We start from the raw sequence: 23,769 nt of genomic DNA on the forward strand, positions 1-23,769 counted from the left end.
TACACCTATTCTTCTTTTGCTGTCATTAAACGACCCGCTTTCACGAATCTTTACCGATTATGTCGAATAGACATCACCAATACAACTAGCCCTCATTAGTCAATGACTAAGAGGGTTCTTTCTAATATGGTATATAATTAGCGCGTCGCTTAATTAAACTTATTCATCACAGACTGAAAGTCTTCTGTTATAAACGCATCACAAGCCGTTGCGGCATGTTCCACACTTTCATCAATAAGCGCGCGTTCTGATTTACTAAAACGACCTAACACGTGATCGGTGACGGTTAAACCTTCTTTTGGACGATCAATCCCGATTCGTACCCGGTTAAAGTTTTTCGTCCCTAACTGGTCAATCATTGATCGAATCCCGTTATGACCACCATGGCTCCCATTTTGTCGTAAGCGTACTTTACCCGTTGGTAAATCTAAATCATCATACACGACAACGATATCTTCAGATTTAATCCCATAAAAGTCCGCGAGCGGCTTAACACTTTCGCCCGACAAATTCATATACGTTTGTGGTTCTAATAAAATCACTTTATCTGTGCCGACAACTTCATAAGCATAATGACCTTGGAACTTCTTTTTATTAAGGCCCCAACCTTTTCGCTTGGCGAGTTCATCGATGACCATAAAGCCAACATTATGCCGTGTATCTTTATACTTGCGACCAGGGTTTCCTAGTCCAACAATCAATTTCATTTGTCTAACATCCTCCAGTTGGTTATATCTGACTACCATTCTACTTGTTTTCAAATGAAAATGAAAGAGAAATCACTCTTTACCCATCGTTTTTTAAGTCACTGCTTTAAAAACGATGGGTAGGCTATTAGATCACGGTTATAAATGGCGATGAGAACTATAGGGACACAAACTGATACCGTTTTCTTTATAATAAGGATCGGTATATTTGAGTAATGGTTGTTTCTTCGGCACGTAATAAGGCTTGTTTTTCTTTAAACTCGTGTAATAATCAAGTTAATTAAACTCTTTAATTAAATTCGAGACAAAGAAACCCTGCATCGTCGTAACAAAACTAGATGTCATGTCATCTGTAGGCTGAGACCTCCTGAACTTTTTCTGGAGAGACGATACCGTATAGGTTCGTAAGAGCAATAATATAATCCTCTAGTAATGACATACAACATTCCCAGCTTTCATTTTTTAAGTGCTTCTTATTTTGAAAAAATCTGATGATTATACAATCAAAAAGCTTGGAAGACCGCAGTCATCCAAGCTTTTAATAAGCATGCTATCTGTAAGACGTTTATTCTTCGTCTCCTTCACCGCTACCTTTTTGGCCAACGAGTTCAGGCTCTAAGTCTTCCTCTTCTTCCGTCTCTTCTAAGTCTTCTACTTTATCTGGTGCTGTGACCGCAACAATGGTTGTGTTCTCATCATCTAAGATTTCATAGTTCTTGCCATCTTTTAAGTCAGAGACCATAATCGAATCCCCTACTTCTAAGTCAGAGATATCAAGTAAGATTTCTTCTGGAATATCCGCAGGTTTTGCACGTACTTCCAGTTCGTATTCAGGCTGTTGTAACACGCCGCCTTCTTTTTGACCTTTTGATTCGCCTTCTAAGTGAACCGGAACCATAACGTCCATTTCTTGCTTCATATCAACGATATAAAAGTCAGCGTGAACAAGCTGATCTTTAAGTGGTTCTACTTGGTATTCATGTAGCATGACATCAACTGATGTGCCGTCTACATCTAAACTAATAATCGCATTACGTCCTTCGTCACGCACGGTTTTTAATAACTCAATGCTGTCGACTTGAACGGTCATTGTTTCTTTTCCTTTACCATACACAACCGCAGGAATAAATCCTTTATCGCGAATAGCTTTCGTATTCGATTTCTTTAAATCATCTCTTCGTTCTGCTTTTAACTTGACTGCCATAAGTGTCAACCTCCAATAAATTTCGTTCTTTTTCTATCTAACAACTGTTAGAATCGATAAGCTTAAAGTTTATCTAAGCACGTTAAAGAAGCGATTCTACTAGAGTATATTCCCACAAGCAGCACACATTAAACATAAAATTTTAATTAATCAAATAAAACACTGACAGATAGCTCTTCGTGTACACGAATAATCGCTTCTGAAATAAGTGGTGCGACAGATAATGTCACAACTTTATCAATTTGCTTTTCTTTCGGTAAGACGATGGAGTTCGTCACGACAAGCTCTTTAATCGCTGAGTCATTAATCCGCTCAATCGCTGGCCCAGACAGAACAGGGTGTGTACAACAAGCATAGACTTCTTTTGCGCCATTTTCAATTAACGCATTAGCTGCTAGGCTAATGGTACCGGCCGTATCAATCATATCATCAATCAAGATCGCTGTTTTTCCGTCGACTTTACCAACAATGTTCATCACTTCTGACACGTTCGGGCGTGGGCGACGTTTATCAATAATCGCAATCGGTGCTTTTAAGCGCTCAGCAAGTTGTCTGGCGCGACTCACTCCACCGTGGTCAGGTGATACAATCACAACATCTTCTAGATTTTTCTCGCTCCAGTAATCACCTAAGATGGGAACCCCTACAAGTTGATCAACAGGAATGTTGAAGAAACCTTGAATTTGTGGTGCGTGTAAGTCAAGCGTAATCACGCGGTCAGCACCCGCTTCTTGAATAATATCCGCCACAAGTTTGGCAGTAATCGGCTCACGAGCACGTGCTTTACGGTCTTGACGTGCATAACCGTAATAAGGAATAACGACGTTAATCGTCGCAGCTGAAGCACGTTTTAGTGCATCGACCATAATTAAAAGCTCCATTAAGTGCTGGTTAACTGGGGCTGATGTCGATTGGATAATGTACACGTCACAACCACGAATACTTTCTTCAATATTAATTTGAATTTCACCATCACTAAATGATGTCACTGAACTTTTACCGAGCGGTACACCAATATGTTCCGCTACCTCTTTAGCTAATTCAGGGTTTGAACTCAGTGAAAACACCTTTAATTTACGATCTTGATAATCAACAGACATTCTGTCAGACCTCCATTTAATTTGATTGTTTTAGTTTTATGAACGGCTATTATTTTAATAGCTTGTTTAACTTTTTAGCGTAACCATCTTTATTGACTTGCTTTGCTCTGGCAATTGAAAGTGCGACTTCTGGTACATCTTTTGTGATCGTTGAACCAGCCGCAACAAGAGCCCCGCGTCCGACAGTCACCGGTGCGATTAAGTTCGTGTTACATCCAACAAACACATCATCTTCAATAATCGTTTTAAATTTATTTAATCCATCATAGTTCACTGTAATCGAACCACAACCGACATTCACATTCTTACCGATTTCAGCATCACCAATGTAACTTAAGTGAGATACTTTACTACCATCATCAATAACAGATTTCTTCACTTCCACAAAGTTGCCGACTTTCACATCATCACGAATATCTGAGGCTGGACGTACGTGCGCAAATGGACCGATATTAACGCGATTTCCTACCTTGCTGTCATGTACGACACTATGAAGGACTTTAGACTGTTCTCCGATATGACTGTCAATAACTTCACTATTAGGCCAATCACACAATCTGTCCCAATCATAGAATGACCTAAAATCTTTGTCCCTGGCTCAATGACGACGTCTGAAGCAATTTGAACCGTTGGGGCGATGTATGTCGTTAATGGATCCATGATCGTCACACCATTTTTCATATGCTCTCTGTTGATGCGCTGTTTCATCAAACGTTCTGCTTCACTAAGCGCTAGACGATCATTCACACCAAGCGTTTCATCAGCATCTTTTGTTTGATAAGCTGCGACGGTTTCTTGTTGTTTTTTCGCAATTTCAATCACATCTGGTAAATAATATTCCCCTTGCGCATTGTCATTAGACACATTTTTCAATGCGTCAAATAAAAAGGCATTGTCAAAACAATACGTACCAGCATTTACTTCTTGGATCGCTAGCTCTTCTTTTGAGGCATCTTTTTGTTCGACAATTTTCGAAACATCACCATCACTATTTCTCACAATTCTTCCGTAACCTGTTGGGTCAGGAATCGTTGTTGTTAACACGGTCACTTTTGCTTGTTTTTCTTGATGGTAATGAAACATTTGTTCCAAAGTGGCTTTAGTTAACAGTGGGGTGTCCCCACAAACAACGAGCGTCACACCTTCTTTGTCTCTAAGCAAGTCTTCCGATTGCATGACAGCATGTCCGGTCCCTAATTGTTCTCTTTGTAAGACAAACTGACTTACTTCACCTAGCTCTTCTTTTACTTTTTCAGCACCATGACCGACAATGGTAATAATCTCACTTAAATCAAGCGATTGTAGCTGGTCTAAGACATGTTGAACCATTGGTCGTCCCATCACGGGGTGTAAGACTTTATATAACTTGGATTTCATGCGTGTACCTTGCCCTGCTGCTAAAATAACAGCAAATCGTTTACTCATAGTGAAACCTCCGATTAATCTATTGATATGTTTTGAATTATGTACTTGATAAAATTATACCATGTTAAAATATATCTTAAAAGGTGCGTGAAATCAATCCAATTCCTTAGAATTTCATTGAAATAACAAAGGTTGAACCATTGAAAGCGTCATCACTGCGTTGCTTTTTTAAATGACGAGTAAAAAAAACAAAAAAACTTCAAGACGCACTATCATGATTGATCAAACAAACACGATAGCCGCATGAAGCTTTTATGCGGTAATAAGAATAACAATTAAGAGACCCCGACTTCTTCTTGCGCCACTTCTTTCAATGTTTCTTCATACTTTGCTAGAATGGCAATTTCAATTAGATTGCGCATTTTCGCATTGATTGGATGGGCAATATCTCTAAATTCCCCGTCCGGTGTCCGCTTTGACGGCATGGCTACAAATAAGCCGTTATTTCCATCAATAACACGAATGTCATGAACGACAAATGCCTCATCTAGCGTAATAGAAGCGATGGCTTTCATTCGACTATCACTTTCCACACAACGCAACCTTACATCAGTAACTTCCATTATGCTCACCACCTTATAAGTTTTAACACACAATAGATAGATTCAACATGTTAAGTATAAATTCCTGCTAAAATTCAACTTTTTTGCATTTTTTCTCATCTGTTTTGTTCTGATCAAGGAAAGCGCGCGTATCGTTACTGAATATGATCGAAATAATTACCGATAGTCGTCTCGATTTTTTGGTTTTTCACATCAACGTGAGAGATTTGAATAAGCGAGACATAATCTGTCACAACCCGTTCATCTTCTTCATCTTCAGCCTCTGCTAATACACCAATAGCTTTCACTTCTGCTTCAAACTCTTTCAACAAACTTCTCATGCCATCGATCGTGCCGCCTGCTTTCATAAAATCATCAATGATACAGACTTTCGCTCCTTGTTTTAAGCTACGCTTCGTTAGCACCATCGTTTGGATTTTCTTTGAAGAGCCTGAGACATAATTAATGCTGACGGTTGATCCTTCCGTAATTTTCGGATCGCGTCTCACGATGACAACTGGTACATTTAAAAAGCTCGCCACCGCATAGGCAAGCGGAATACCTTTTGTTGCGACTGTCACAACCGCATCGAGTTCAAGATCGGTAAAAGCACTCGCAAATAACCGACCAATCTCACGGACCGTTTGCGGCTCACCGAGTATATCACTCATAAATAAATAGCCCCCAGGTAAAATGCGGGCCGGGTCTTCTAGACGCTCAGCTAATACAGACAAAAACTGATGGCTCTTATCTGCTGCGACATTTGGAATATAGCGTACGCCACCTGCCGCGCCTGAAATTGATTCTAGATGGCCGATGCTTCATGTTGTAACATTTGATTCATAATCGTTAAATCTTCACTGATCGATGATTTAGCTGCTTGATATCGCTCAGAGAAGAAAGGTAACGAGATTAATTCCATCGGATGTTCAAGGACGTATTCTGTCATTCCGATTAACCGATCACTTCGTTTCATTCCTTCACCTCAAAACCGAATATTTTGAAGTAAATATAACATTTTATACGGTTTTAAGCAAGAGAAAACCAAAAAATCTTCATAATTCTTCGGGTTTTTATCCAACAAAAAAAGCAGTAACGAATTACTGCTCTAATGCTACCATATGGCCTTCATTGATGAAGTTTAACTCAACTGTTTCTGTTAAAATATCCGCATAACTGTATGAAACGCGTTCGAACGCATTTTCATCTTGGTCTAATGCTACTACAAAGACTGACGGATACGTTTCCTCAAGCGTTCCAAACCGTTCGACTGTCTTCTTTCTTCCGCCATTCGCAATCAGCTTCAAGCGTTTTCCAATCTGACTATCTAACTACGTTTAATCTCAACCAGCGTTTTCGCCACTACACTTCACCTCACTTTGTTCATTATAGCACGAACTAAAAACGAAGTCAATAAAATTATTTATTATAACAGTTATTAATTTTACTTGTCAATATATTTTTTTCTTTTCATGCGACCAAAGTCATTATTTAAACTTTCAGACAATTAAAAACCCCCTCGATAGTCGTGCTTCCCATCGCCTATTATACAATTATGGCTAAGTTGTGAACGTTCAGTCGTCATCCTCTTCAATCAGCGGCATCCCCGTCCGAAAGAACCCCCTTGTTTCAATCCCACCGATACCGTCTTGCTTTGTTAACGTATGACGAATAAGATCTTCTGGGGTTACTCGGTCCATAAACGATGTGTAACAGACTTTAGCCGCAATATAGACGGGATCTAGCGCATGAATGTTCACCCGTTCAGGCGATGATGCAAAATTTGCACCCGCTCGAATGAGTGATTGAAAGTGCGATTGACAGGCACCAGCAAAAATGACGAGCTGATCTAAGTGACGTTCGATTTTCCTAATCGCTCGCACCGTTTCCACAAAATCTTTCGTATGACGATAGGCCTTTAATTCATTTGGTTTTCCTTTTTTTTCCGAATAACTATCGTGTCCGGTAATGACGACAATATCCGGACTGATTTTTTCAATTAAGTCTCCAACCACACTGGCCATCTCTTCTTCTTTGACATACAAACCATGGACATGAATCCCTAACTTTTGATAAGCCTTTATACATTTTTTTAAATAAGTCTGATCGCCATCTAAGTGCAGTACTTTTGCCGGCAATAAAAAGGCGCGCTCTTCATTGATTCGCATCGATGTATGTTTTAACTTCATCAATTGATAGTCTTGTTTGAACAATCGAAAGGCGTAGGCTTTTTGTTCATCGGCTTGTTCTATTATCGTTTCTCTCAACGTCTCATCGATTTTCACAACATCGTGTAAAGGCGCATCAGCAATTAATCGCACGTCTTCTCCCGCCAACAAGACACCGCGCTCAGTGACATCAATCACCCGAAAGACCGTATCGTGCTCATAACTTTTACGCGTAATCAAATCCCCTACTGAAATATCCATTCGGTCACCTCCATCATCATGCTAGTGTATGCACCTAGCATAAAGAAGGTGAAAAACCCCTAACGATAAAAAACGTATCGTTAGGGCCCATCATTATCTTTTATGCGTTATTTTGAGCTTCATATAATACATTCGCAAGACTAGCGAACTCTTCCATTGTAAGTGATTCGGCTCGGCGGGTTAAATCAAGTCCAATCGATTGTGCTAACGTTTCAATTGTGCCTTTATCGAGCAATTCTTTAAAATGTCTTGATAAGTTGTTTCTAAGCGTCTTTCTACGCTGTTGGAACGACGCTTGAATCAACTCGAAGAAGTAGTCTTCATCTTTAACATCTACCGGTGGCGTCTCTCTAAACGCCAAATGCAGAATAGCGGAATCGACATTAGGTTGTGGCATGAAAACCGTTTTTGGCACAATAAATAACACAGACGCTTCCGTGTAATACTGGACAGCAAGCGACAAGGAACCGTAACTTTTAGTATTGGGTTTTGCGCTCATCCGGTCCGCAACCTCTTTTTGAATCATCACAGTCATACTCTCAAAAGGTAGACGATTCATTAAGACTTTCATAATAATTGGGGTCGTCACGTAGTAAGGTAAATTGGCGACTAATTTAAGCGGTTGGGTATCGTTAAAGTAGTCTGTTAACGTTGGGGCAATATCAGCCGACAGAATATCTTCAAAAACTACTTTCACATTGTCATAGTCAGCGAGTGTTTCTTGTAAGATCGGCTTCAGACGTTGATCAATTTCAAAGGCCAATACCTTATCTGCATCAATAGCCAGTTGTTCAGTTAAGGCGCCATCCCCGGTCCAATCTCAACAACACCTGTGTCCTTTGTGACACCTGCTTTTTTTGAAATGTTTTCTAACACATTAACATCAATGAGAAAGTTTTGTCCGAGACTTTTCTTAAAGTGAAAACCAAACTGATTTAAATAGTGTTTCGTCATAGATGGTGTTGCTATCCGCTTTTCTTTAGACATCGCCATTCTCCTTTTCAATTTCTTTCATCGCTGTTTTTAAATCACTTTTTGTGATATGAAACATTGTTAACCGCTTCATTAATTGTTTCCCGTTCGCATAACCAATATTCAAATGCGTTGTGAGCGCCTCACGCTTCTCTCTTGCATAAGTTCCTCCGATTAAACCGTATCGCATGAGATCTTCCTTTTCTATATCAGATCTATACGTGTCACCGACTTCATATACAGCTTCCAAGGCTTTTTGTATCGCTTCTTTTGAAGCATGTTCAATCCCAATCCCACGATCATGTTTATCGCGCGCATCATCTTTTGTTAAGAAGGCGTGCTTACAGCCTGGTACTTGTTCATTAATTATACTACGGATCCGTTGTCCTGGGTAATCAGGATCGGTAAAGACAATCACACCACGGACGTCTTTTGCGTGTTTGATTTGTGTTAATATTTTATGATTAATGGCAGAGCCATTTGTTTCAATGGTATCCGCATCAACGGCTTGTTTTATTTTTGCTGTATCATCTTTTCCCTCTACAACAATGACTTCTTTTATCCGCATCTTTATAGCTCCTTCAATTAATTCTTTCCCTAGTATAGCTTAATCCATCCACACTTGCATCCAAAAAGAAAAAACAAAAACCCTAGAGAAGTTTCTAGGGGAAATAAAAATACGAGAAGACATCAATCGCCTTCTCGTTAAAATTAGACAAATGCTTGTTCTAGCATTCATACTTTACTCAATAATAGTAACTTTAACAGTTCTGCGACCAAATTGTTGGGCCGCACTAACCGAACGCATATGCACATCAATACGGTTACCTTTAATGGCACCACCTGTATCGCGGGCCACGGCATAACCATAACCTTCCACATATACTTTTGTTCCAAGTGGAATCACGCTCGGATCAACAGCAATGACACCGTCAGGATTCGCTTTAACATTATATCCTGTCGCCGTTAATCCACGACCATCACATGTCGCACAATTCCAGTTATAAGCAGTGGCATGCATCGTGATTGTTTTACCAGCGACCGCAGAGCTTGTCCCACGTGAAGGTGCTTGTTGAATCGCTTTTGTACCAACGGCAACGACGCGTTGTGACGCTTCTTTTTTCACATCTTCACTGACTAATTCACGTGATACTTCTTCTCCATTTTCTAATACAACGGTGTAACGTTTCTCAACAAGGCCATTAGAACCTGACTCCACAACTTGTTCTTTGCCCTTTGTTAATGAACTATCATTTTTTCGGACGGTTGAAAAAGCGACTTCTTCTTCAATAACATCTGTCACTTCTTCCACACGAATCACATCCACAGCCATATCCGCTGTGACTGCTTCCTCGATGCCTGGTTCGACTCGATCCAGGTCAGATAGTTCAAGTTGTTGTTCTTTCAACAGATCTTCAACAGTATCCGCTGTTGTATAAACATCAGCTGTTTCATTTGTTCCATCCGTTACCGCCACTTTGACCGCACGGTCAATGTCTAACGTTAATGCGTCAGTAATAGCTTCATCTGAAGCTACACTCAAGTCATCGTGTGAAGCAACCTGAATATTTTCTGCTTCTAAAAATTCACCAACGGTACTTGCTGTTGTCATATATGTGGTTGTATTCGCCTGATCATTGACCACGACTTCAACCGCTTCTTTATATTCTACTTCCATATCTGACGAAATATTGGTTGTTAACTCATGTGAGAGATAATCATCTTCTGATGGATTGATCTCTAACTCTTCTAGTAAGGCTTCAACTGTTTCGGCGCGTGTCACAACTGTTTCTGTCTCTCCATTATGGGTAAACACAACATCTTTTTTCGTGACTTCTAGCCCAACAAAACCAACGACAACAAGTAATAATAGTACTGTGACGACTGGCATAAACACTTTATGTTTAAAAACAGCTGGTAGCTTAGACTTTAGATTCATTAAAAAATGCCTCCTTTTAATGTGCGTCTAGATTATAGCTGGATTAAAAGGAAGTGTCAAACGACCAAATCGCCATTTGTGACAAAAAAAACGTTGATATATCAACGTTTTCATTCATAAAAGCGGTATCATGACAAGTAAATTAAGAAAAGGTTACAAAATAGGCCTTTCGTTACACAATCGTAACATTCCCTCATTTTTGTCTTTTCACCCACTTAAATACCAAACAGTCTAAGCGCGTTCGCTGTCGTTTGTTGTTCAATTGCTTCAATCGATGTGTCGCGAAGATTGGCAATTTGTTCTGCGACTAAACGAACATAAGCTGGTTCATTTCGCTTTCCTCGATGAGGATGTGGGGCTAAAAACGGACAATCCGTTTCAACGAGTAACCGGTCAGCCGGAACAACTTTTGCGACTTCTTTAGGGGCTTTAGCATTTTTAAATGTGACCGGACCTCCGAGTGAAATATAGAAATTCATATCAAGACATGGCTTGACATGTTCGACTTCACCCGCAAAACAGTGCATAATCCCACCAACTTCTTCGGCATGTTCTTCTTGTAGTAATTGAATCACATCGTCCGTTGCCTCGCGGTTATGAATAATAATCGGTAACTTTACTTTCTTTGCGAGGGCGATTTGTTTTCTAAAGACATCTTTTTGTACGTCTTTCGGTGACTTATCCCAGTAATAGTCAAGACCCATCTCACCTAAAGCGACGACCTTTTCGTGATGCGCGAGTTCTTCTAACCATAAAAGGTCTTCATCGGTAAAATCAATCGCATCAACAGGATGCCAACCAACCGCCGCATAAATAAAGTCATGTTGTTCTGCTAAAGCCATCGCCTTATGAATCGTCTCATAATCAAATCCCACGACGACCATTTTTTCTACACCCGCTGCTTTCGCACGTTGAATGACCTCATCACGGTCTTCATCAAATTGTTCAATATTTAAATGGACATGTGTATCAAATAACATCGTTTACTCGCTCCTTTAATTCTTTGTATCGTTTACGTGTTGTCGTGATTGTCTCTTATTCATGATGAAAAAGAGCCAATCACCGGATAGTGATCTGACTCTTTTCTTCGTTAAATTATTTTACTACTGAACCGTTTGGTAAGTTTGGATCTTGTACACTCGCAAGCGATAAGTTTCCGTCAGAATCTTCACCTGTTAGAATCATACCTTGAGATAGTTCTCCGCGTAATTTTACCGGTTTTAAGTTAGCAACAACGAGGACCTTCTTGCCAACTAAATCTTCTGGCTGATAGAATTTCGCAATCCCTGAAATGATTTGACGCTTTTCGTTGCCTAAATCAACGTAAATTTTGAGTAATCTATCGGCTTTTTTCATTTTTTCTGCTTGAATCACTTCCGCCACCCGCACGTCGAGTTTTAAGAAGTCATCAAAGGCAATGTCTTCTTTGATTGGCTCGATTTCTGTTTGTTTCTCTTCCGCTGGTTTTGTCATCATCGCTTTAATAGCGGCCACTTCTTCTTCTGTATCCAGACGCGGGAAAATTGGGCCTTGTTTATCCACACGCGTGCCCGCTTTAACGACACCGAAATCTCTGATAGAGTCAAATGATTGAAGTGCCTCATCTGTTACACCAAGTTGGCTGAAGATTTTCCCTGGTGTTTCGGTTAAGAATGGACGCAATAACACGGCTGTCCGGCGTAAACTATCAACTAAGTGAGCCATCACATTGCCAAGACGTTCTTTTTTCGCTTCATCTTTCGCAAGCACCCATGGTTCATTTTCATCGATATATTTATTTGTCCGGCTAACGTATTGCCAGATGGTACTTAAGGCAACACTAAACTGCATATGATCCATCGCTTCCTCATAACCCGTAACTGTCTCCATCGCCATTGTCTCAAGTGATGTGTCAATATCCGTTTCACCTTTAGTGAAAGCTGGAATTTCTCCGCCGAAGTATTTATCAATCATCGCGACGGTACGGTTAAGTAAGTTACCTAAATCATTGGCTAAATCAAAATTCACACGATCAACAAAACCTTCTGGTGTAAATACCCCGTCCGCGCCAAAGGGCACTTCACGTAATAAGTAATAACGCAAGGCATCTAGTCCGTAGCGTCTGTCAGTGAGATCGGATCAACGACATTCCCTTTAGATTTTGACATCTTACCGTCTTTCATTAGAATCCAGCCATGCGCAAAGACTTGTTTTGGTAAAGGTAAATCTAATGCCATCAACATAATTGGCCAATAAATCGTATGGAAACGGACGATTTCTTTACTCATTAAGTGTACATCCGCTGGCCAATATTTATTAAATAAGCTGTCATCATCCGTATTGTAGCCAAGTGCTGTAATATAGTTTGATAACGCATCAATCCATACGTAAATCACGTGTTTCGCATCGCCAGGTACTTTAATACCCCAATCAAATGTCGTACGTGACACAGCTAAATCTTCCAGTCCCGGTTTAATGAAGTTATTGATCATTTCATTTTTACGACTTTCTGGTTGGATAAAGTCAGGGTTTTGTTCATAATATTCAAGCAAGCGATCGACATACTTACTCATTTTAAAGAAATATGATTCTTCTTTGACGACTTCTACTGGTCCACCGCAATCAGGACAATTGCCTGATTCAAGTTGACGTTCTGTAAAGAATGATTCACATGATGTACAGTACCATCCTTCATATTCGTCTAAATAAATATCGCCTTGGTCAAGTAGTTGCTTAAAGATTTTCTCAACCACTTCTTTATGACGTGGTTGTGTTGTCCGAATAAAGTCAGTATGGGAAATATCAAGCTTATCCCATAGCACTTGAATGCCACTGACAATCTCATCAACGTAGGCTTGCGGGGTTATCCTTTTTTCATCGGCTTTCTTTTGAATTTTTTGGCCATGTTCATCCGTTCCGGTTAAATACATGACATCAAAACCTTTTAAACGTTTGTAGCGGGCAATCGCATCACCAGCGACCGTTGTATATGCATGTCCAATGTGTAAGTTACCACTTGGATAATAAATCGGTGTCGTAATATAAAATGTTTTTTTCTCTGACATCGGTTGTTCCTCCCTTAAAGTTGTATAAATGTTCGTGAAAATAATGGACGTATATCTTTATATTGTAGCCTTTTTACGGTGAATTTTCCATCGTTATTACCTGTTTTTTTGCTGAGACAGTAAATTCATTCACTGATTCTAAAACGTCAGGCCTTATAGCCACACCTTTTAAACCTATTTATCGCTCCCTCATTCTTCAACTACTTCCAGTAAGAAGAGAGGTCCAACATTTGAAGTAATCTCTTCACATGAGACAATTTTTTCGGTTTATTAGACAGATAAGGGAAAATTGACGGTTTTTTATTCGATTATTTCAAAAAACGTCAGTTACTTTCCTTTTTTTCGAAAAAACGAGTTTTTTCAATTGACACATATAGAAATTAATGGTATCTTAAACTATAGGTATTGTCGAAATATACCAAACTATTAATAAAGGGGAGTTTTTCTTATGAAATCAACAGGTATTGTTCGTAAAGTAGACGAACTAGGACGTGTCGTAATTCCAATCGAATTACGTCGTACATTAGGTATTGCAGAAAAGGACGCATTAGAAATTTATGTAGATGATGAGCGCATCATTCTTCAAAAATACAAGCCAAGCATGACTTGCCAAGTAACAGGTGAGATTTCTGATGATAACTTGACACTTGCAGATGGTAAATTGATTCTTTCTCCAGAAGGTGCAAAAGCACTTGTAGAAGAAATCAACAAATCATTAACAAAGTAATCGAAACATCCTAACAAAAAGAACTGTTTCCAATTAGGGGGAAACAGTTCTTTTTTGTTTCCCTTTTGATTGATCATACAGTTTATAGAAAAAATGACAGTCTTATGTTAAAGTATGACTAACACTAGCACTATTTTAGAAAGCGAGGAAGCATATGAAATACAGTTTAACCGAACGCACCTTTATCAATACGGAAATCTTACGACACGGCAAACAGTTAAGTGTGAGCTATCTTTTACTGATCTTTTTAGGTTTTTTCGGTCTGCATCATATCTACTTAGAAGAAAAAATGCTTGGCATTATCAAACTATTGTTGACGTTAACGGGTATCATCACCTTACCATTCTTTATCGGATCTATTCTGTTAATGCTTGTCGCGCTTTGGTTAATTATTGATGCTTTTTTCATATTCAAGAAAGTAGAGCGTATGAACAGTCAACTCGAACAATCACTCAAGCGATACGTTGATCAGCTCAAGACTAAATAAGATCAGCAATAGCCCATCATTTACCCAAAACACCCCCTTGTTGATGATACAATCAACAAAGGGGGTGTTTGTTATTCCGATTCTTCTATATGATAGACGTGATAAATATCACGTTTTGGTTGTTTTCTGTCTGTAGCCACTTGCTTAATCGCTTCTTTACTTTTTTGACCCTCGTTTATATAGTGGTCGACATGATCTTTAATCGATAAGTCTTCCCACCAGTAATCATCTAGAAGAGCTTCTGTTCGTCCTTCGATGACAATACAGCATTCACCTTTAATCTCTTTACTACTTGACCAGTTAATCACATCATCAATCATCCCACGGCTAAACTCTTCAAAACGTTTCGTTAACTCACGACCTACAGCAACTTGTCGGTCCCCGAGATGTGTTTTAATGGCCATTAACGTATCCGTTAAACGATACGGTGATTCGTAAAGAAGAATCGTCGCCGTTTGTTTATTGATTTCTTCAAACGCTTGTTTGATCTCTTTATTTTTTCGTGGTAAAAAACCGTAAAAATAAAACTGTTTCGTCGGTAAGCCTGAACCAACAAGCGCAACGAGGGCTGCATTGGCCCCGGGTAACACAATACAATCAATCTCGCGTTCAATCGCTTGCTTGATTAATACTTCACCTGGGTCAGAAATACCTGGCATACCGGCGTCACTCACTAACGCAAACGTTGTGCCACTTTCAAGTGCGGCGAGGATCTGATCAATTTTCTTTTGATCACTATGTTCGTGATAACTAAGAAGTGGGGTTGTTATCTCAAAATGATTCAGTAATTTTTTTGTGTTGCGCGTATCTTCAGCAAGAATTTTATCAGCTATTTTTAACGTCTCTAACCCGCGTAAGGTGATATCCTGTAAGTTACCGATCGGTGTTGGCACAATGAATAACTTACCTTGTTCACTTTCTTCATAACTGTTCTGTGTCCACATCGATATTGCCTCCTGTTTTAATGAGTGCTTGTTTTTGTCGTTTCGATAATTGCTTAATGCGATATTCTTCTTTTAAGGCGAGCGTTTTAGTCTCAAAGCTATTGGCATAGCGTAACAAAAGTGGCCCTCTTCCCTTTGTATACTTTGCCCCTTTTCCCTGCCTATGTTGCTTTAAACGATAACTTAAGCGATTCGTATAACCGGTATACAGCGTCTGGTCGTCACATTCTAAAATATAGACCACATGTTTAGTACACAAGACGCAAATACTCCTCTGTATACGTCCCTTCATCATTAAACACATAGAAAGGTGGTAACGTTTTTAACGCTTTTTTGCCATCGCGCATCGCTTCAATTAAGACAATATTAGCTTCTTTATCGCGCTTTGGATAGACAAGTTGCATGCGTTTAGGCTCAAGCTTATATTGACGCATCAACAAAAAGATATCGACCAGTCGATCAGGTCGGTGGACCATCGTCATTTTCCCACCGGATTTCGTCAGTTTACTTGCCGTCTCAATAACTGTTTCAAGTGACGTTGTCACTTCATGACGGGCAATCGTGAGATGCTCATTTAAGTTATGATGGGCATCACTCGCTGTATCAAAGTAAGGAGGATTTACGGTCACCAAATCAAATTTATCATTCTTATAATGGTCCGGTAAGTCTTTTAAATCGCCAAGGTGCATCATAATTTGATCTTGTTTATCGTTTAAACGAATACTGCGCATCGCCATATCATGTAACTTGGTTTGAATCTCTATCCCGTCAATGGGACGTGTCGTATAACGACTCATAAGTAAAGGGACAACCCCATTACCGCTACATAAATCTAAAATTTTCCCGCGTTTTTTCGGCAGTGAACTGAAGTGAGCGAGTAACACGGCATCAATTGAATAAGAAAAAACTGACGGGCTTTGAATAATCTGCATCGATTCATCGGTAAATAAATAATCTAAACGTTCATCTTCATACAGTTCCACGCTTGCACCACACTTCCTTAAAAAAAGACTGGCATCTATAAGAAGATCCCCAGCCTTTTTTGCTATATTCTATTTAATCTTTTGTCTTATTTAAGAACGATAAACAGAATAAACAATCTTCGTTCTGTCTTGGACTACCAAAGTGCACATTACATATATGAAAACCTTCTTCATATAGACGCGCTAAATTGTCATAACCTTCACCGATATTATCGACCGTCCGTCGTTCTGTTGTTTCTCTTTGTTGATCGCGTTCAGCTGTTTCTTCAATCGATTGATCGAGGCGTTGACGTAGGTGATGATTCTCATGCGCCAATCGATGATTTTCTTCTAGTAATTCACTTAAATGTGTTTTTAAATCACCCAGCTGTTGATACAGTTGACCAATCTGTTCTTCCATATCTGACACTTGTTCAAACACTTCTTTTCTATTCATGTTCATCACACCCACCACCTTTTCTCATTATGACGTTGTTAGAACCCCTGCTTCAATCAGTTCATCTAACGTATATTCAACGACACGTTCAAGTTCTTTAATCTCAACTTGAATGATACGTTCTAGTATATTTAATCCAACAACACGTCCACGGCCGAGTGGTGTTGTTAGTTTTTGACCGACGTCTGGCAGTTCGCGTTTTGCTTGTTCATACTCATCATTTTCATATTTTAAGCAGCACATTAAGCGGCCGCATAATCCTGAAATTTTTGTCGGGTTGAGTGAAAGGTTTTGATCTTTAGCCATTTTAATCGACACCGGTTCAAAGTCTCCTAAAAAAGTTGAACAACAAAGCATCCGCCCACACGGACCAATACCGCCAAGTAACTTAGCCTCATCTCTCACACCAATCTGACGTAATTCAATGCGGGTTTTAAATACCGATGCCAAGTCTTTAACGAGTTCACGGAAATCGACGCGGCCATCTGCTGTAAAATAAAAAATCACTTTATTACGGTCAAACGTATACTCGACATCAACTAAGTTCATATCAAGCTGATGTGCCTTAATCTTCTTTTCACACGTAAGATACGCTTCTTTTGCATTGTCTTTATTTTCTAATACGATATGTTTATCTTTTTCTGTTGCTAGCCGGATGACTTTTTTTCAGCGGCATCACGACGTCTGTTTCTTCTACTTGTTTCTTTTCTAGCACGACTTTACCAAACTCAACGCCACGTGCGGTTTCGACGATGACATAGTCGTCTTTATCTATCTGAAGGTTAGCCGGGTCAAAATAATATATTTTCCCTACTTTCTTAAATCTGACACCAATAACTTCTATCATTTATATTCACCTCTGCATCTGCAGTGTTAGTTGTTCCATCACAAGGGTTGGATGGGTATGTTGATTGAGCTTTTGTTTGGCGGATGTAATGGCTGATAATATAGTCACGAGATCTTTTCTTGTATAGCGTAAGCTCACGCGTTCTAACTCAGCTTGATAGCTTAGTAACACGATGTGCTCTGTGTCTCCAATGTGCAAATACATAAGATCTTTAAACCATAATAATAATAAATCTAAACCGAGCAACAATTTATCCCGATCGTTAAAATGTTGCATCCAATGTTTTTCAATAAATAACAACGTTCCTGCGGTTTATCTATCAGCATACCTACTAATTGTACCATTAATTTTCGTGCTTCTGCAAACCACTCATCTTGATTTAAAGCTTTTGCTTCCTCTAATTGCGGGGCAATCGCTTGAAAAATTCGCGCATTTTCTTTCGTGATGCCGTCTTCGATTAGCGCTGTTTCAATAGCTTTCCCTGATAAAGGACGTAACGCAATCATTTGACAGCGTGATCGAATCGTATCTAAGAGTTGTTGTTGATTCTTCGTCAAAAGAATCGCGGTTGTCTCTTGACTCGGTTCTTCTAAAAACTTTAACAAACGGTTACTCGCATTCACCGTCATTAAATCAGCATCTTCAATCACATAAACTTTTCGATTAGATTCAACACCCGAATAAATAAACTCACGTTGGAGTGCTTCAATCTGTTCTTTTTTGATGGATAATCCATCAGGTTTAATCCAGTGTAAATCTGGATGGTTCCCAGAAATCACGCGTTTACAATCCCGGCACTGTAGGCACGGTTCAGCGGTCTCTGTTTCCCGGCAGAATAATCGAAGCGCAAGCGTTTCGGCAATGGCCCGTTTTTTCGTGCCTGGGTCACCATGAATTAAATACGCATGTGCGATACGGTTATGGTTAATCATTTTTTTTAACATCTTAACAGCCACTGGCTGGATCTGTTCGAGTTCTTCAAAACGTTGCATAAAAAGCCACCTAACTTCCACGTGTTGAAAAAGAGTGAGATCAGTGATCGTCACTCTCACGTTCTTCCGTTATTTTAGCATATTTCTTCTCTTAATTGTTTTAGGAATACAAATTAATCAATAATCCTTTAATCTCACCAATTAATCCAAGCAAGTCAATCGAACGTGCACCATCGGTCGTAATTTGTTCAGTCATTTCCATCAGCTTCTCATCAATCGTTTTAACGATATGCAGTTGCCTGTTCGTGCCTTCAAAGTTAAAACTGTGATGATGGCTTAAATCAAGCCCTTTTGACGTCGCATCTTTAATAAAACTCTTCACCATTCGTTTATATTTCGCCACCTCTCTCAGTGTCCGGTAACGAACGAGCTTATCGCCTTGCTTTTTAATTTCTTCAAGCTGTTGTTCAAGAGGGAATGACCGCAGTTTATCGGCTTGGGTTTGGACGAGCTTTTGAAAATCAACCGACTTCGATGGGGAAAGCGGTTGTTGCCGTTGGCTTTTTTCAATTTGATTTAAAAGATCTTTATTTATTTTCATGCACGCGTCTCCCTTTACTTATTAGAACTGGAAGAAACTATCGACAGGTAAGACAAAGACCGTCGCGCCTCCTACTTCAATGTTAATTGGACGGGGAATATACGAATCCGCATTACCTCCCATAGGCGAGATTGGTGCCACCATTTGTTCGCGGTGACTGGATTTATGTTTAATAATATCTAACGCTTGATCGACTTCTTCGTCTTCACAACCAATCATTAACGTTGTATTACCTTCTTTTAAGAATCCGCCGGTCGTTGATAGTTTTGTCGTTTTATATTCTTTATCTGATAAAGCATCAATTAACCGGTGACTATCTTTATCTTGAATAACCGCAATAATTAATTTCATCTTCCATTCCTCCAATGTTTTATCATTTACTGATTGATATGACTGAGCACCTTATTTAATGCGAGCTCTGTAACTTCTTCTACAGTAACGTCTGCGCGTATCGGTTGAATCCGGTCACTAAATCGTTCAGCTAGTACTGCATAGCCTTGATAGACTTTTTCATGAAAGGTGAGCGTTTCTAAATCAAGACGGTTCTGTTCTCGCTCATTATTTTTCTCTATGCGCTTTAAGCCAATGGATGGATCTAATTTAAACCACAGTGTCAGTGATGGCATACAAGCATCAATCGCAAATTGATTAATCGTGTAAATTTGATCAATACCTAACCCTCTCGCATAACCTTGATAAGCAAGACTAGAATCAATAAACCGGTCACACAGGACAATCTTGCCCCTTTCAAGTGCTGGAATGACTTTTTCAACTAAATGCTGACGGCGAGCCGCCGCATAGAGTAGAGCTTCTGTTTTGGCATCCATTGTTGTGTGCGTCGTATCTAAAATCACTTCGCGAATCGCTTCTGCGATGTGAATGCCACCTGGTTCACGTGTTGTTAATACATCGTAATTTAGGTCACGCAGTTTCATTGCAACTCGTTCGAGTACGGTTGATTTACCTGCACCTTCACCGCCTTCAAATGTAATAAATATGCCTTTCATCACTATTCTATCTCCTTTACGACAAACACACCTTCACTAATAGCTTGATTTTGAAAATTCACTTGAGCCACTATTAGCTGCTTGATCGCCCGGATCGCTTCCTGATTTATCCGTTCACCTTTTAATACGAGCGGAATGCCGGGTGGATATGGAACAATTGATTCAGCAGCAATACAATTCATCGCCTCTTCTAATGAGACAAAAACTGATTGGCACTCTCTGAGCGTTTGATAATCAAGTGCCAGTTCTGTAAGTGGTTGTCGGACCTTTTTTCTTACTACTTTCATTGTATCATGAATTGCTGCTTTTTTTAATGTGTGATTCAAGTCATTCACAGCTTCTTGTAACTTTTCTAGCTTAGTGAACGGGGCTAGTCCATGAACAAACAGTAAATATTGATCCGTTATAAATTCTAAATAAATTCCGTGCGACCGAAAGGCTGTTTCTATTGCTTTTGTCGTGTAACCTGGACGCGCCTTTAAGGTGATTTTTAATGGATCCGTTTGCTTATTAGATTCGATTAAGGTGGCACTATTCAGTGCGCTTAACACCTCTTTAACAGCCTTAACAGATTCCATGACCCGGTCTAAATCGTGACGAGTTTGTGATGCTAAATACGCTCGGCTAGCATCTAAACTTGCCATAAGTAAATATGACGGGCTGCTGGACTGCAACATGTCTAAGTAGTGTTTGATGCGTGTTGTCTCACCCTCATAACCCTTCCCTACGTGTAAGTAAGCTGTTTGTGTTAAAGACGGCGCCATTTTATGAGCTGACTGAACGACAAAATCGGCGCCAAGCGATAAGGCCGATGGTGGCAAGTCTTTATGACTCAGTGATAAATGTACTCCGTGTGCTTCATCCACGAGCATGAGGGCCTCATGTTCATGTACACAAGTAATTAGTGATTCCAAGTCACCTGTGGTTCCGAAGTAATCAGGGTAGGTGATAATCATCGCTTTAATAGGATACGTGTTAAAAGCTTGTCTCACATCAGCCAGGCGTGGAAATATCGCACGATTTAATGTTTCATCATAGTCTGGTTCAATAAAGATCGGGTGAGCCCCACTTAGTTCTAATCCATGAATAACGGACTTATGGACGTTTTTCGGCACTAAAATATAATCACCAACAGAGACCGACTGAAGGATCATCGCTAAATTGCCAACGGTTGAACCGTTAACTAAAAAGAAGGTCTCCCGACTATCAAAAAAGTCACGTGCTAAACTCATCGCCTCTTTAATAACACCATCAGGTTGATACAAATCATCTAATCCAGGTAACTCCGTTAAATCGTAACGCATCAGGTCACGAAATACTTCCCATGATTCATGCGGTAATACTTGGCCGTTTTTATGTCCGGGTACGTGAAAGGACATCGGATGTTCACTAGCAACCGATTGAAGTTTCTCCCATAAAGGTATGCGTATTTGTTTTGACATCAAATGCTCCTCTCTAACATCATCTTTTTTCTTTATCATATTAAATATATAAGGGAAGATCTCTTGGTTCTTTCTTGTTATATCATTTAATGGATGGTGAAACAAGTAAAAAAAGAACCCTGATGTGACTTATAATACGAAAAGTCACGTCAAGGTCATGCGTTAAGAGATGGATGCTTTTTGTTGTCGTTTCCGACATTCAGTTAACTTATAGATAAGATAATGATACTCACTTGTTTCTGGTTTTAGCTTTAATAACTTCTCCTCACAAACTGGGCAAATAGATAAGTAGTACAAGTGTAAATAGTCAGATGATGTTTCATGACAAAGGGAACATGTCATATGTAACGCCTCCTTTTGCCATTCAGTCTCACCATGTTTCACATATTTTAATCAGCTATTACAAAAAAATACAGGCTAAACATTACAAAATAATGGGAGAACTGTTACAATGAAGTTATCAGATCACGAGCGATGTAGTTTTATAAAAAATGGAGGCGATAATATAATGACACGTTCACTATTACACGCGCTATTCTTTGGCGTTATTTTTACTTTCGGGAGCTTTATCGGACAAATTTTGTTAGAGCTCTTCAAAGAAACACCTACTAATTATTCACGTGTCCTATTTATCAGTATCTTTACTGGGATAGGGATGATGATGTTTGAACTTATTTATTCTTCAAAAAAGAGAACAAAACGCGCATTGCTTTCTGGTGTGATTTTTACTTCTGGTAGCTTCATCGGACAAATAATCATAGCTTTACTTAAAGAGACGCCTGTCGATTATTCACGTGCCGTCTTTGTCAGTATCTTTACTGGGATAGGAATGGCGATGTTTGAATTGATTCGCTTTTCGAAAAAGAAAGCAAAGTTAATAGGGATAAGATAAGTGCAGTCACGATCTAAACTCGTTTCAATAAGTAGTTTATGGTTACTTATTTATGTTCTTTTCCTATTACCCTCACCAAGTGACGTTACAGGCACAAAAGCCTTTCTCATTGTCTTTCTTATTTGGCCTGGTTTTCTCTTGTTTCAACTGCTTTGTTACGGGCTATTTAAACAAGGGCAGAAAATTCGTCTGTATACGCTACTTTTTTTAGTTAAGAGCGGCCTATTTCTCATCCAACCGATCATTATTACGCATCAATTACTACCTTTAACCTTTTTATCCGCTATAACTGTTCTATTCATTGATCTACTACTATTTAAACAAGAGCATATGGCAAACGTGCGTCTACATGAGTTATCTTTAACAAAAGAAGAATGGACTCAGAATAGCGAAAGATGGAAACGTGCTTGGTTAACAATGGGACCAGTTGTGCTATTGTTTAGCTTATATTTCGAGTTAAGTAACGGTCATTATCAGATGATTATTTACTTAGCTGTTATTTATAGCTGGCTATTTTTAAAGCCGCTACAACCGAAATGGATGTTTGCGAGTGTTCAGTTTATCGGTTTCATACTCGTTTACTTTGTCACCCTTATACCTACTTTCGAAGTAATTAGAGGAGGTTATATAAATGAGTGAGTCTTCAATACGAAGCGCCGTAAAATTACTTATTCTCTTCATACTTAGTGCTTTTTTTGGTGTGTTTCTTATCGCATTATTTACAGGTGAACCGATGGATTTTCAGCACGCTTGGATAAGTAGTATTGGTGGAATAATTGGTATCATCATTGTTGAATTTTTTAGAGACGTAAAAAGGAAAGTAGAAAGAAAAGAGAATAATGAAAATCGATAAAAACGGCATACTTCAGTATATTATTTATTCTCTTACTGCTTTTTTAGCAGCTTTTGTGACATCGCTATTTGTCGATATAGATAATAGCATCAATCCATGGCCTATCGCAATCGGTACTTTTGTCTTAATAACACTAATTAGACTGTCATGGATTTTAGTGGGTAAAAACACAAAGAATAAATAATCACTCGACTCAACCATAAAAAAGATACACAAAAACCCCCTTTTAAGGAACACCTTAAAAGGGGGTTTAGTT

General features: G+C 39.3%; 25 protein-coding genes and 6 pseudogenes. 5 read left to right on the forward strand and 26 right to left on the reverse strand.

All coding sequences use genetic code 11. From position 1 onward, the window contains the following. Positions 1 to 149 precede the first annotated feature (149 nt). The 13 genes and pseudogenes from pth to metG form a co-directional block, all read right to left on the reverse strand. Entirely contained in the window at positions 150 to 707 is a 558-nt protein-coding gene (pth, locus tag JCM19043_RS08405; RefSeq protein WP_062321663.1) for an aminoacyl-tRNA hydrolase, read from the reverse strand. A 565-nt stretch (positions 708 to 1,272) separates the two neighbouring features. After that, positions 1,273 to 1,911 (reverse strand): 50S ribosomal protein L25/general stress protein Ctc, encoded by a 639-nt coding sequence (locus JCM19043_RS08410; RefSeq protein ID WP_062321665.1) that lies wholly within the window; start codon positions 1,909 to 1,911, stop codon positions 1,273 to 1,275. 146 nt (positions 1,912 to 2,057) lie between these two features. Beyond that, the gene (locus JCM19043_RS08415; protein WP_062321667.1) at positions 2,058 to 3,011 is read right to left on the reverse strand and encodes a ribose-phosphate diphosphokinase; all 954 of its coding nucleotides are present in this window, start codon (positions 3,009 to 3,011) and stop codon (positions 2,058 to 2,060) included. 49 nt (positions 3,012 to 3,060) lie between these two features. Beyond that, positions 3,061 to 4,436 (reverse strand): annotated as a pseudogene (gene glmU, locus JCM19043_RS08420) (bifunctional UDP-N-acetylglucosamine diphosphorylase/glucosamine-1-phosphate N-acetyltransferase GlmU). 275 nt (positions 4,437 to 4,711) lie between these two features. Further along, on the reverse strand, positions 4,712 to 4,999 hold the full coding sequence (spoVG, locus tag JCM19043_RS08425; protein WP_062321669.1) for a septation regulator SpoVG: 288 nt from the start codon (positions 4,997 to 4,999) through the stop codon (positions 4,712 to 4,714). Positions 5,000 to 5,133: 134 nt separating this feature from the next. After that, positions 5,134 to 5,954, reverse strand: a pseudogene (purR, locus tag JCM19043_RS08430) (pur operon repressor). A 124-nt stretch (positions 5,955 to 6,078) separates the two neighbouring features. Further along, a pseudogene (gene veg / locus JCM19043_RS08435) lies at positions 6,079 to 6,341 on the reverse strand (biofilm formation stimulator Veg). Between the two features lie 211 nt (positions 6,342 to 6,552). Continuing rightward, a complete protein-coding gene (gene yabG, locus JCM19043_RS08440) occupies positions 6,553 to 7,407 on the reverse strand; it encodes a sporulation peptidase YabG (protein ID WP_062321671.1) in 855 nt (284 codons plus the stop codon). A 100-nt stretch (positions 7,408 to 7,507) separates the two neighbouring features. Beyond that, a pseudogene (gene rsmA, locus JCM19043_RS08445) lies at positions 7,508 to 8,394 on the reverse strand (16S rRNA (adenine(1518)-N(6)/adenine(1519)-N(6))-dimethyltransferase RsmA). Then, entirely contained in the window at positions 8,387 to 8,947 is a 561-nt protein-coding gene (rnmV, locus tag JCM19043_RS08450; protein ID WP_062321673.1) for a ribonuclease M5, read from the reverse strand. The pseudogene rsmA and the gene rnmV overlap by 8 nt, the downstream one beginning before the upstream one ends. 174 nt (positions 8,948 to 9,121) lie before the next feature. Then, positions 9,122 to 10,318 (reverse strand): ubiquitin-like domain-containing protein, encoded by a 1,197-nt coding sequence (locus tag JCM19043_RS17575; protein WP_062321675.1) that lies wholly within the window; start codon positions 10,316 to 10,318, stop codon positions 9,122 to 9,124. A 215-nt stretch (positions 10,319 to 10,533) separates the two neighbouring features. Beyond that, positions 10,534 to 11,298, reverse strand: a complete 765-nt coding sequence (locus JCM19043_RS08460; protein ID WP_062321677.1) for a TatD family hydrolase — start codon at positions 11,296 to 11,298, stop codon at positions 10,534 to 10,536. A gap of 115 nt (positions 11,299 to 11,413) precedes the next feature. After that, positions 11,414 to 13,362 (reverse strand): annotated as a pseudogene (gene metG, locus JCM19043_RS08465) (methionine--tRNA ligase). A 448-nt stretch (positions 13,363 to 13,810) separates the two neighbouring features. Between metG and JCM19043_RS08470 the strand changes: the two are divergent. Together JCM19043_RS08470 and JCM19043_RS08475 are read left to right on the forward strand one after the other, a co-directional pair. Further along, entirely contained in the window at positions 13,811 to 14,089 is a 279-nt protein-coding gene (locus tag JCM19043_RS08470) for an AbrB/MazE/SpoVT family DNA-binding domain-containing protein (protein WP_062321679.1), read from the forward strand. 154 nt (positions 14,090 to 14,243) lie between these two features. Next, positions 14,244 to 14,576: an NINE protein gene (locus tag JCM19043_RS08475; protein ID WP_062321681.1), complete on the forward strand. Its 333-nt coding sequence runs from the start codon at positions 14,244 to 14,246 to the stop codon at positions 14,574 to 14,576. A 71-nt stretch (positions 14,577 to 14,647) separates the two neighbouring features. On the opposite strand, the gene rsmI is transcribed toward JCM19043_RS08475, so the two are convergent. From rsmI to JCM19043_RS18805, 12 genes and pseudogenes are all read right to left on the reverse strand, one after another. Then, positions 14,648 to 15,520 carry a 16S rRNA (cytidine(1402)-2'-O)-methyltransferase gene (gene rsmI / locus JCM19043_RS08480; protein ID WP_062321683.1) on the reverse strand — a complete coding sequence of 291 codons (873 nt, stop codon included), beginning with the start codon at positions 15,518 to 15,520 and terminating at the stop codon, positions 14,648 to 14,650. Beyond that, on the reverse strand, positions 15,498 to 15,779 hold the full coding sequence (locus JCM19043_RS08485; protein ID WP_177220704.1) for a GIY-YIG nuclease family protein: 282 nt from the start codon (positions 15,777 to 15,779) through the stop codon (positions 15,498 to 15,500). The genes rsmI and JCM19043_RS08485 overlap by 23 nt, the downstream gene beginning before the upstream one ends. Continuing rightward, complete coding sequence (locus JCM19043_RS08490; RefSeq protein ID WP_062321705.1) at positions 15,769 to 16,452, reverse strand: tRNA1(Val) (adenine(37)-N6)-methyltransferase; 684 nt, start codon at positions 16,450 to 16,452, stop codon at positions 15,769 to 15,771. The genes JCM19043_RS08485 and JCM19043_RS08490 overlap by 11 nt, the downstream gene beginning before the upstream one ends. A gap of 124 nt (positions 16,453 to 16,576) precedes the next feature. Beyond that, entirely contained in the window at positions 16,577 to 16,939 is a 363-nt protein-coding gene (yabA, locus tag JCM19043_RS08495; RefSeq protein WP_062321707.1) for a DNA replication initiation control protein YabA, read from the reverse strand. A 27-nt stretch (positions 16,940 to 16,966) separates the two neighbouring features. Then, a pseudogene (locus JCM19043_RS08500) lies at positions 16,967 to 17,786 on the reverse strand (stage 0 sporulation family protein). Between the two features lie 6 nt (positions 17,787 to 17,792). Then, complete coding sequence (locus tag JCM19043_RS18800) at positions 17,793 to 18,032, reverse strand: hypothetical protein (RefSeq protein ID WP_369813828.1); 240 nt, start codon at positions 18,030 to 18,032, stop codon at positions 17,793 to 17,795. After that, positions 18,020 to 18,778: a DNA polymerase III subunit delta' gene (gene holB / locus JCM19043_RS08505; RefSeq protein WP_369813829.1), complete on the reverse strand. Its 759-nt coding sequence runs from the start codon at positions 18,776 to 18,778 to the stop codon at positions 18,020 to 18,022. The genes JCM19043_RS18800 and holB overlap by 13 nt, the downstream gene beginning before the upstream one ends. Positions 18,779 to 18,878: 100 nt before the next feature. Next, positions 18,879 to 19,319, reverse strand: a complete 441-nt coding sequence (locus JCM19043_RS08510) for a YaaR family protein (protein ID WP_062321687.1) — start codon at positions 19,317 to 19,319, stop codon at positions 18,879 to 18,881. A 21-nt stretch (positions 19,320 to 19,340) separates the two neighbouring features. Next, positions 19,341 to 19,670 carry a cyclic-di-AMP receptor gene (locus JCM19043_RS08515; protein ID WP_062321689.1) on the reverse strand — a complete coding sequence of 110 codons (330 nt, stop codon included), beginning with the start codon at positions 19,668 to 19,670 and terminating at the stop codon, positions 19,341 to 19,343. Positions 19,671 to 19,696: 26 nt separating this feature from the next. Further along, a complete protein-coding gene (tmk, locus tag JCM19043_RS08520) occupies positions 19,697 to 20,326 on the reverse strand; it encodes a dTMP kinase (RefSeq protein ID WP_062321691.1) in 630 nt (209 codons plus the stop codon). 2 nt (positions 20,327 to 20,328) lie between these two features. After that, positions 20,329 to 21,768: an aminotransferase class I/II-fold pyridoxal phosphate-dependent enzyme gene (locus JCM19043_RS08525; protein ID WP_062321693.1), complete on the reverse strand. Its 1,440-nt coding sequence runs from the start codon at positions 21,766 to 21,768 to the stop codon at positions 20,329 to 20,331. 162 nt (positions 21,769 to 21,930) lie between these two features. After that, positions 21,931 to 22,110, reverse strand: coding sequence for a sigma factor G inhibitor Gin (locus JCM19043_RS18805; RefSeq protein ID WP_082394496.1), 180 nt, complete (start codon positions 22,108 to 22,110; stop codon positions 21,931 to 21,933). A gap of 166 nt (positions 22,111 to 22,276) precedes the next feature. Here JCM19043_RS18805 and JCM19043_RS08530 point away from each other — a divergent pair, with 166 nt between their 5' ends. Genes JCM19043_RS08530 through JCM19043_RS08540 form a run of 3 tightly spaced genes read left to right on the forward strand, consistent with a single transcriptional unit; the run spans position 22,277 to position 23,513 of the window. Further along, positions 22,277 to 22,660 carry a hypothetical protein gene (locus JCM19043_RS08530; RefSeq protein ID WP_062321696.1) on the forward strand — a complete coding sequence of 128 codons (384 nt, stop codon included), beginning with the start codon at positions 22,277 to 22,279 and terminating at the stop codon, positions 22,658 to 22,660. Then, the gene (locus JCM19043_RS08535) at positions 22,661 to 23,299 is read left to right on the forward strand and encodes a hypothetical protein (protein WP_062321698.1); all 639 of its coding nucleotides are present in this window, start codon (positions 22,661 to 22,663) and stop codon (positions 23,297 to 23,299) included. Continuing rightward, positions 23,292 to 23,513, forward strand: coding sequence for a hypothetical protein (locus JCM19043_RS08540; RefSeq protein ID WP_062321700.1), 222 nt, complete (start codon positions 23,292 to 23,294; stop codon positions 23,511 to 23,513). Before JCM19043_RS08535 ends, JCM19043_RS08540 begins: the two co-directional genes overlap by 8 nt. A 24-nt stretch (positions 23,514 to 23,537) precedes the next feature. On the opposite strand, the gene JCM19043_RS16420 is transcribed toward JCM19043_RS08540, so the two are convergent. Then, positions 23,538 to 23,769: hypothetical protein (locus JCM19043_RS16420; RefSeq protein ID WP_231631471.1), on the reverse strand; the 232-nt coding region annotated here is incomplete at its 5' end.

Source organism: Halolactibacillus sp. JCM 19043 (assembly GCF_001310395.1).
GTDB lineage: Bacteria > Bacillota > Bacilli > Bacillales > Amphibacillaceae > Halolactibacillus > Halolactibacillus miurensis.

Bases quoted from the DNA above. Each gene is read 5' to 3' on its own strand.
- JCM19043_RS08475 (WP_062321681.1), top strand. From the start codon at position 14,244: ATGAAATACAGTTTAACCGAACGCACCTTTATCAATACGGAAATCTTA.
- JCM19043_RS08530 (WP_062321696.1), top strand. From the start codon at position 22,277: ATGACACGTTCACTATTACACGCGCTATTCTTTGGCGTTATTTTTACT.
- JCM19043_RS08515 (WP_062321689.1), bottom strand. From the start codon at position 19,670: ATGAAATTAATTATTGCGGTTATTCAAGATAAAGATAGTCACCGGTTA.
- JCM19043_RS08510 (WP_062321687.1), bottom strand. From the start codon at position 19,319: ATGAAAATAAATAAAGATCTTTTAAATCAAATTGAAAAAAGCCAACGG.
- JCM19043_RS08415 (WP_062321667.1), bottom strand. From the start codon at position 3,011: ATGTCTGTTGATTATCAAGATCGTAAATTAAAGGTGTTTTCACTGAGT.
- JCM19043_RS17575 (WP_062321675.1), bottom strand. From the start codon at position 10,318: ATGAATCTAAAGTCTAAGCTACCAGCTGTTTTTAAACATAAAGTGTTT.
- rnmV (WP_062321673.1), bottom strand. From the start codon at position 8,947: ATGCGGATAAAAGAAGTCATTGTTGTAGAGGGAAAAGATGATACAGCA.
- rsmI (WP_062321683.1), bottom strand. From the start codon at position 15,520: ATGTGGACACAGAACAGTTATGAAGAAAGTGAACAAGGTAAGTTATTC.
- JCM19043_RS18805 (WP_082394496.1), bottom strand. From the start codon at position 22,110: ATGACATGTTCCCTTTGTCATGAAACATCATCTGACTATTTACACTTG.
- tmk (WP_062321691.1), bottom strand. From the start codon at position 20,326: ATGAAAGGCATATTTATTACATTTGAAGGCGGTGAAGGTGCAGGTAAA.
- spoVG (WP_062321669.1), bottom strand. From the start codon at position 4,999: ATGGAAGTTACTGATGTAAGGTTGCGTTGTGTGGAAAGTGATAGTCGA.
- JCM19043_RS08490 (WP_062321705.1), bottom strand. From the start codon at position 16,452: ATGCAGATTATTCAAAGCCCGTCAGTTTTTTCTTATTCAATTGATGCC.
- JCM19043_RS08460 (WP_062321677.1), bottom strand. From the start codon at position 11,298: ATGTTATTTGATACACATGTCCATTTAAATATTGAACAATTTGATGAA.
- JCM19043_RS08525 (WP_062321693.1), bottom strand. From the start codon at position 21,768: ATGTCAAAACAAATACGCATACCTTTATGGGAGAAACTTCAATCGGTT.
- pth (WP_062321663.1), bottom strand. From the start codon at position 707: ATGAAATTGATTGTTGGACTAGGAAACCCTGGTCGCAAGTATAAAGAT.
- JCM19043_RS08410 (WP_062321665.1), bottom strand. From the start codon at position 1,911: ATGGCAGTCAAGTTAAAAGCAGAACGAAGAGATGATTTAAAGAAATCG.
- yabG (WP_062321671.1), bottom strand. From the start codon at position 7,407: ATGGATATTTCAGTAGGGGATTTGATTACGCGTAAAAGTTATGAGCAC.
- yabA (WP_062321707.1), bottom strand. From the start codon at position 16,939: ATGAATAGAAAAGAAGTGTTTGAACAAGTGTCAGATATGGAAGAACAG.
- JCM19043_RS08540 (WP_062321700.1), top strand. From the start codon at position 23,292: ATGAGTGAGTCTTCAATACGAAGCGCCGTAAAATTACTTATTCTCTTC.
- JCM19043_RS08470 (WP_062321679.1), top strand. From the start codon at position 13,811: ATGAAATCAACAGGTATTGTTCGTAAAGTAGACGAACTAGGACGTGTC.
- holB (WP_369813829.1), bottom strand. From the start codon at position 18,778: ATGCAACGTTTTGAAGAACTCGAACAGATCCAGCCAGTGGCTGTTAAG.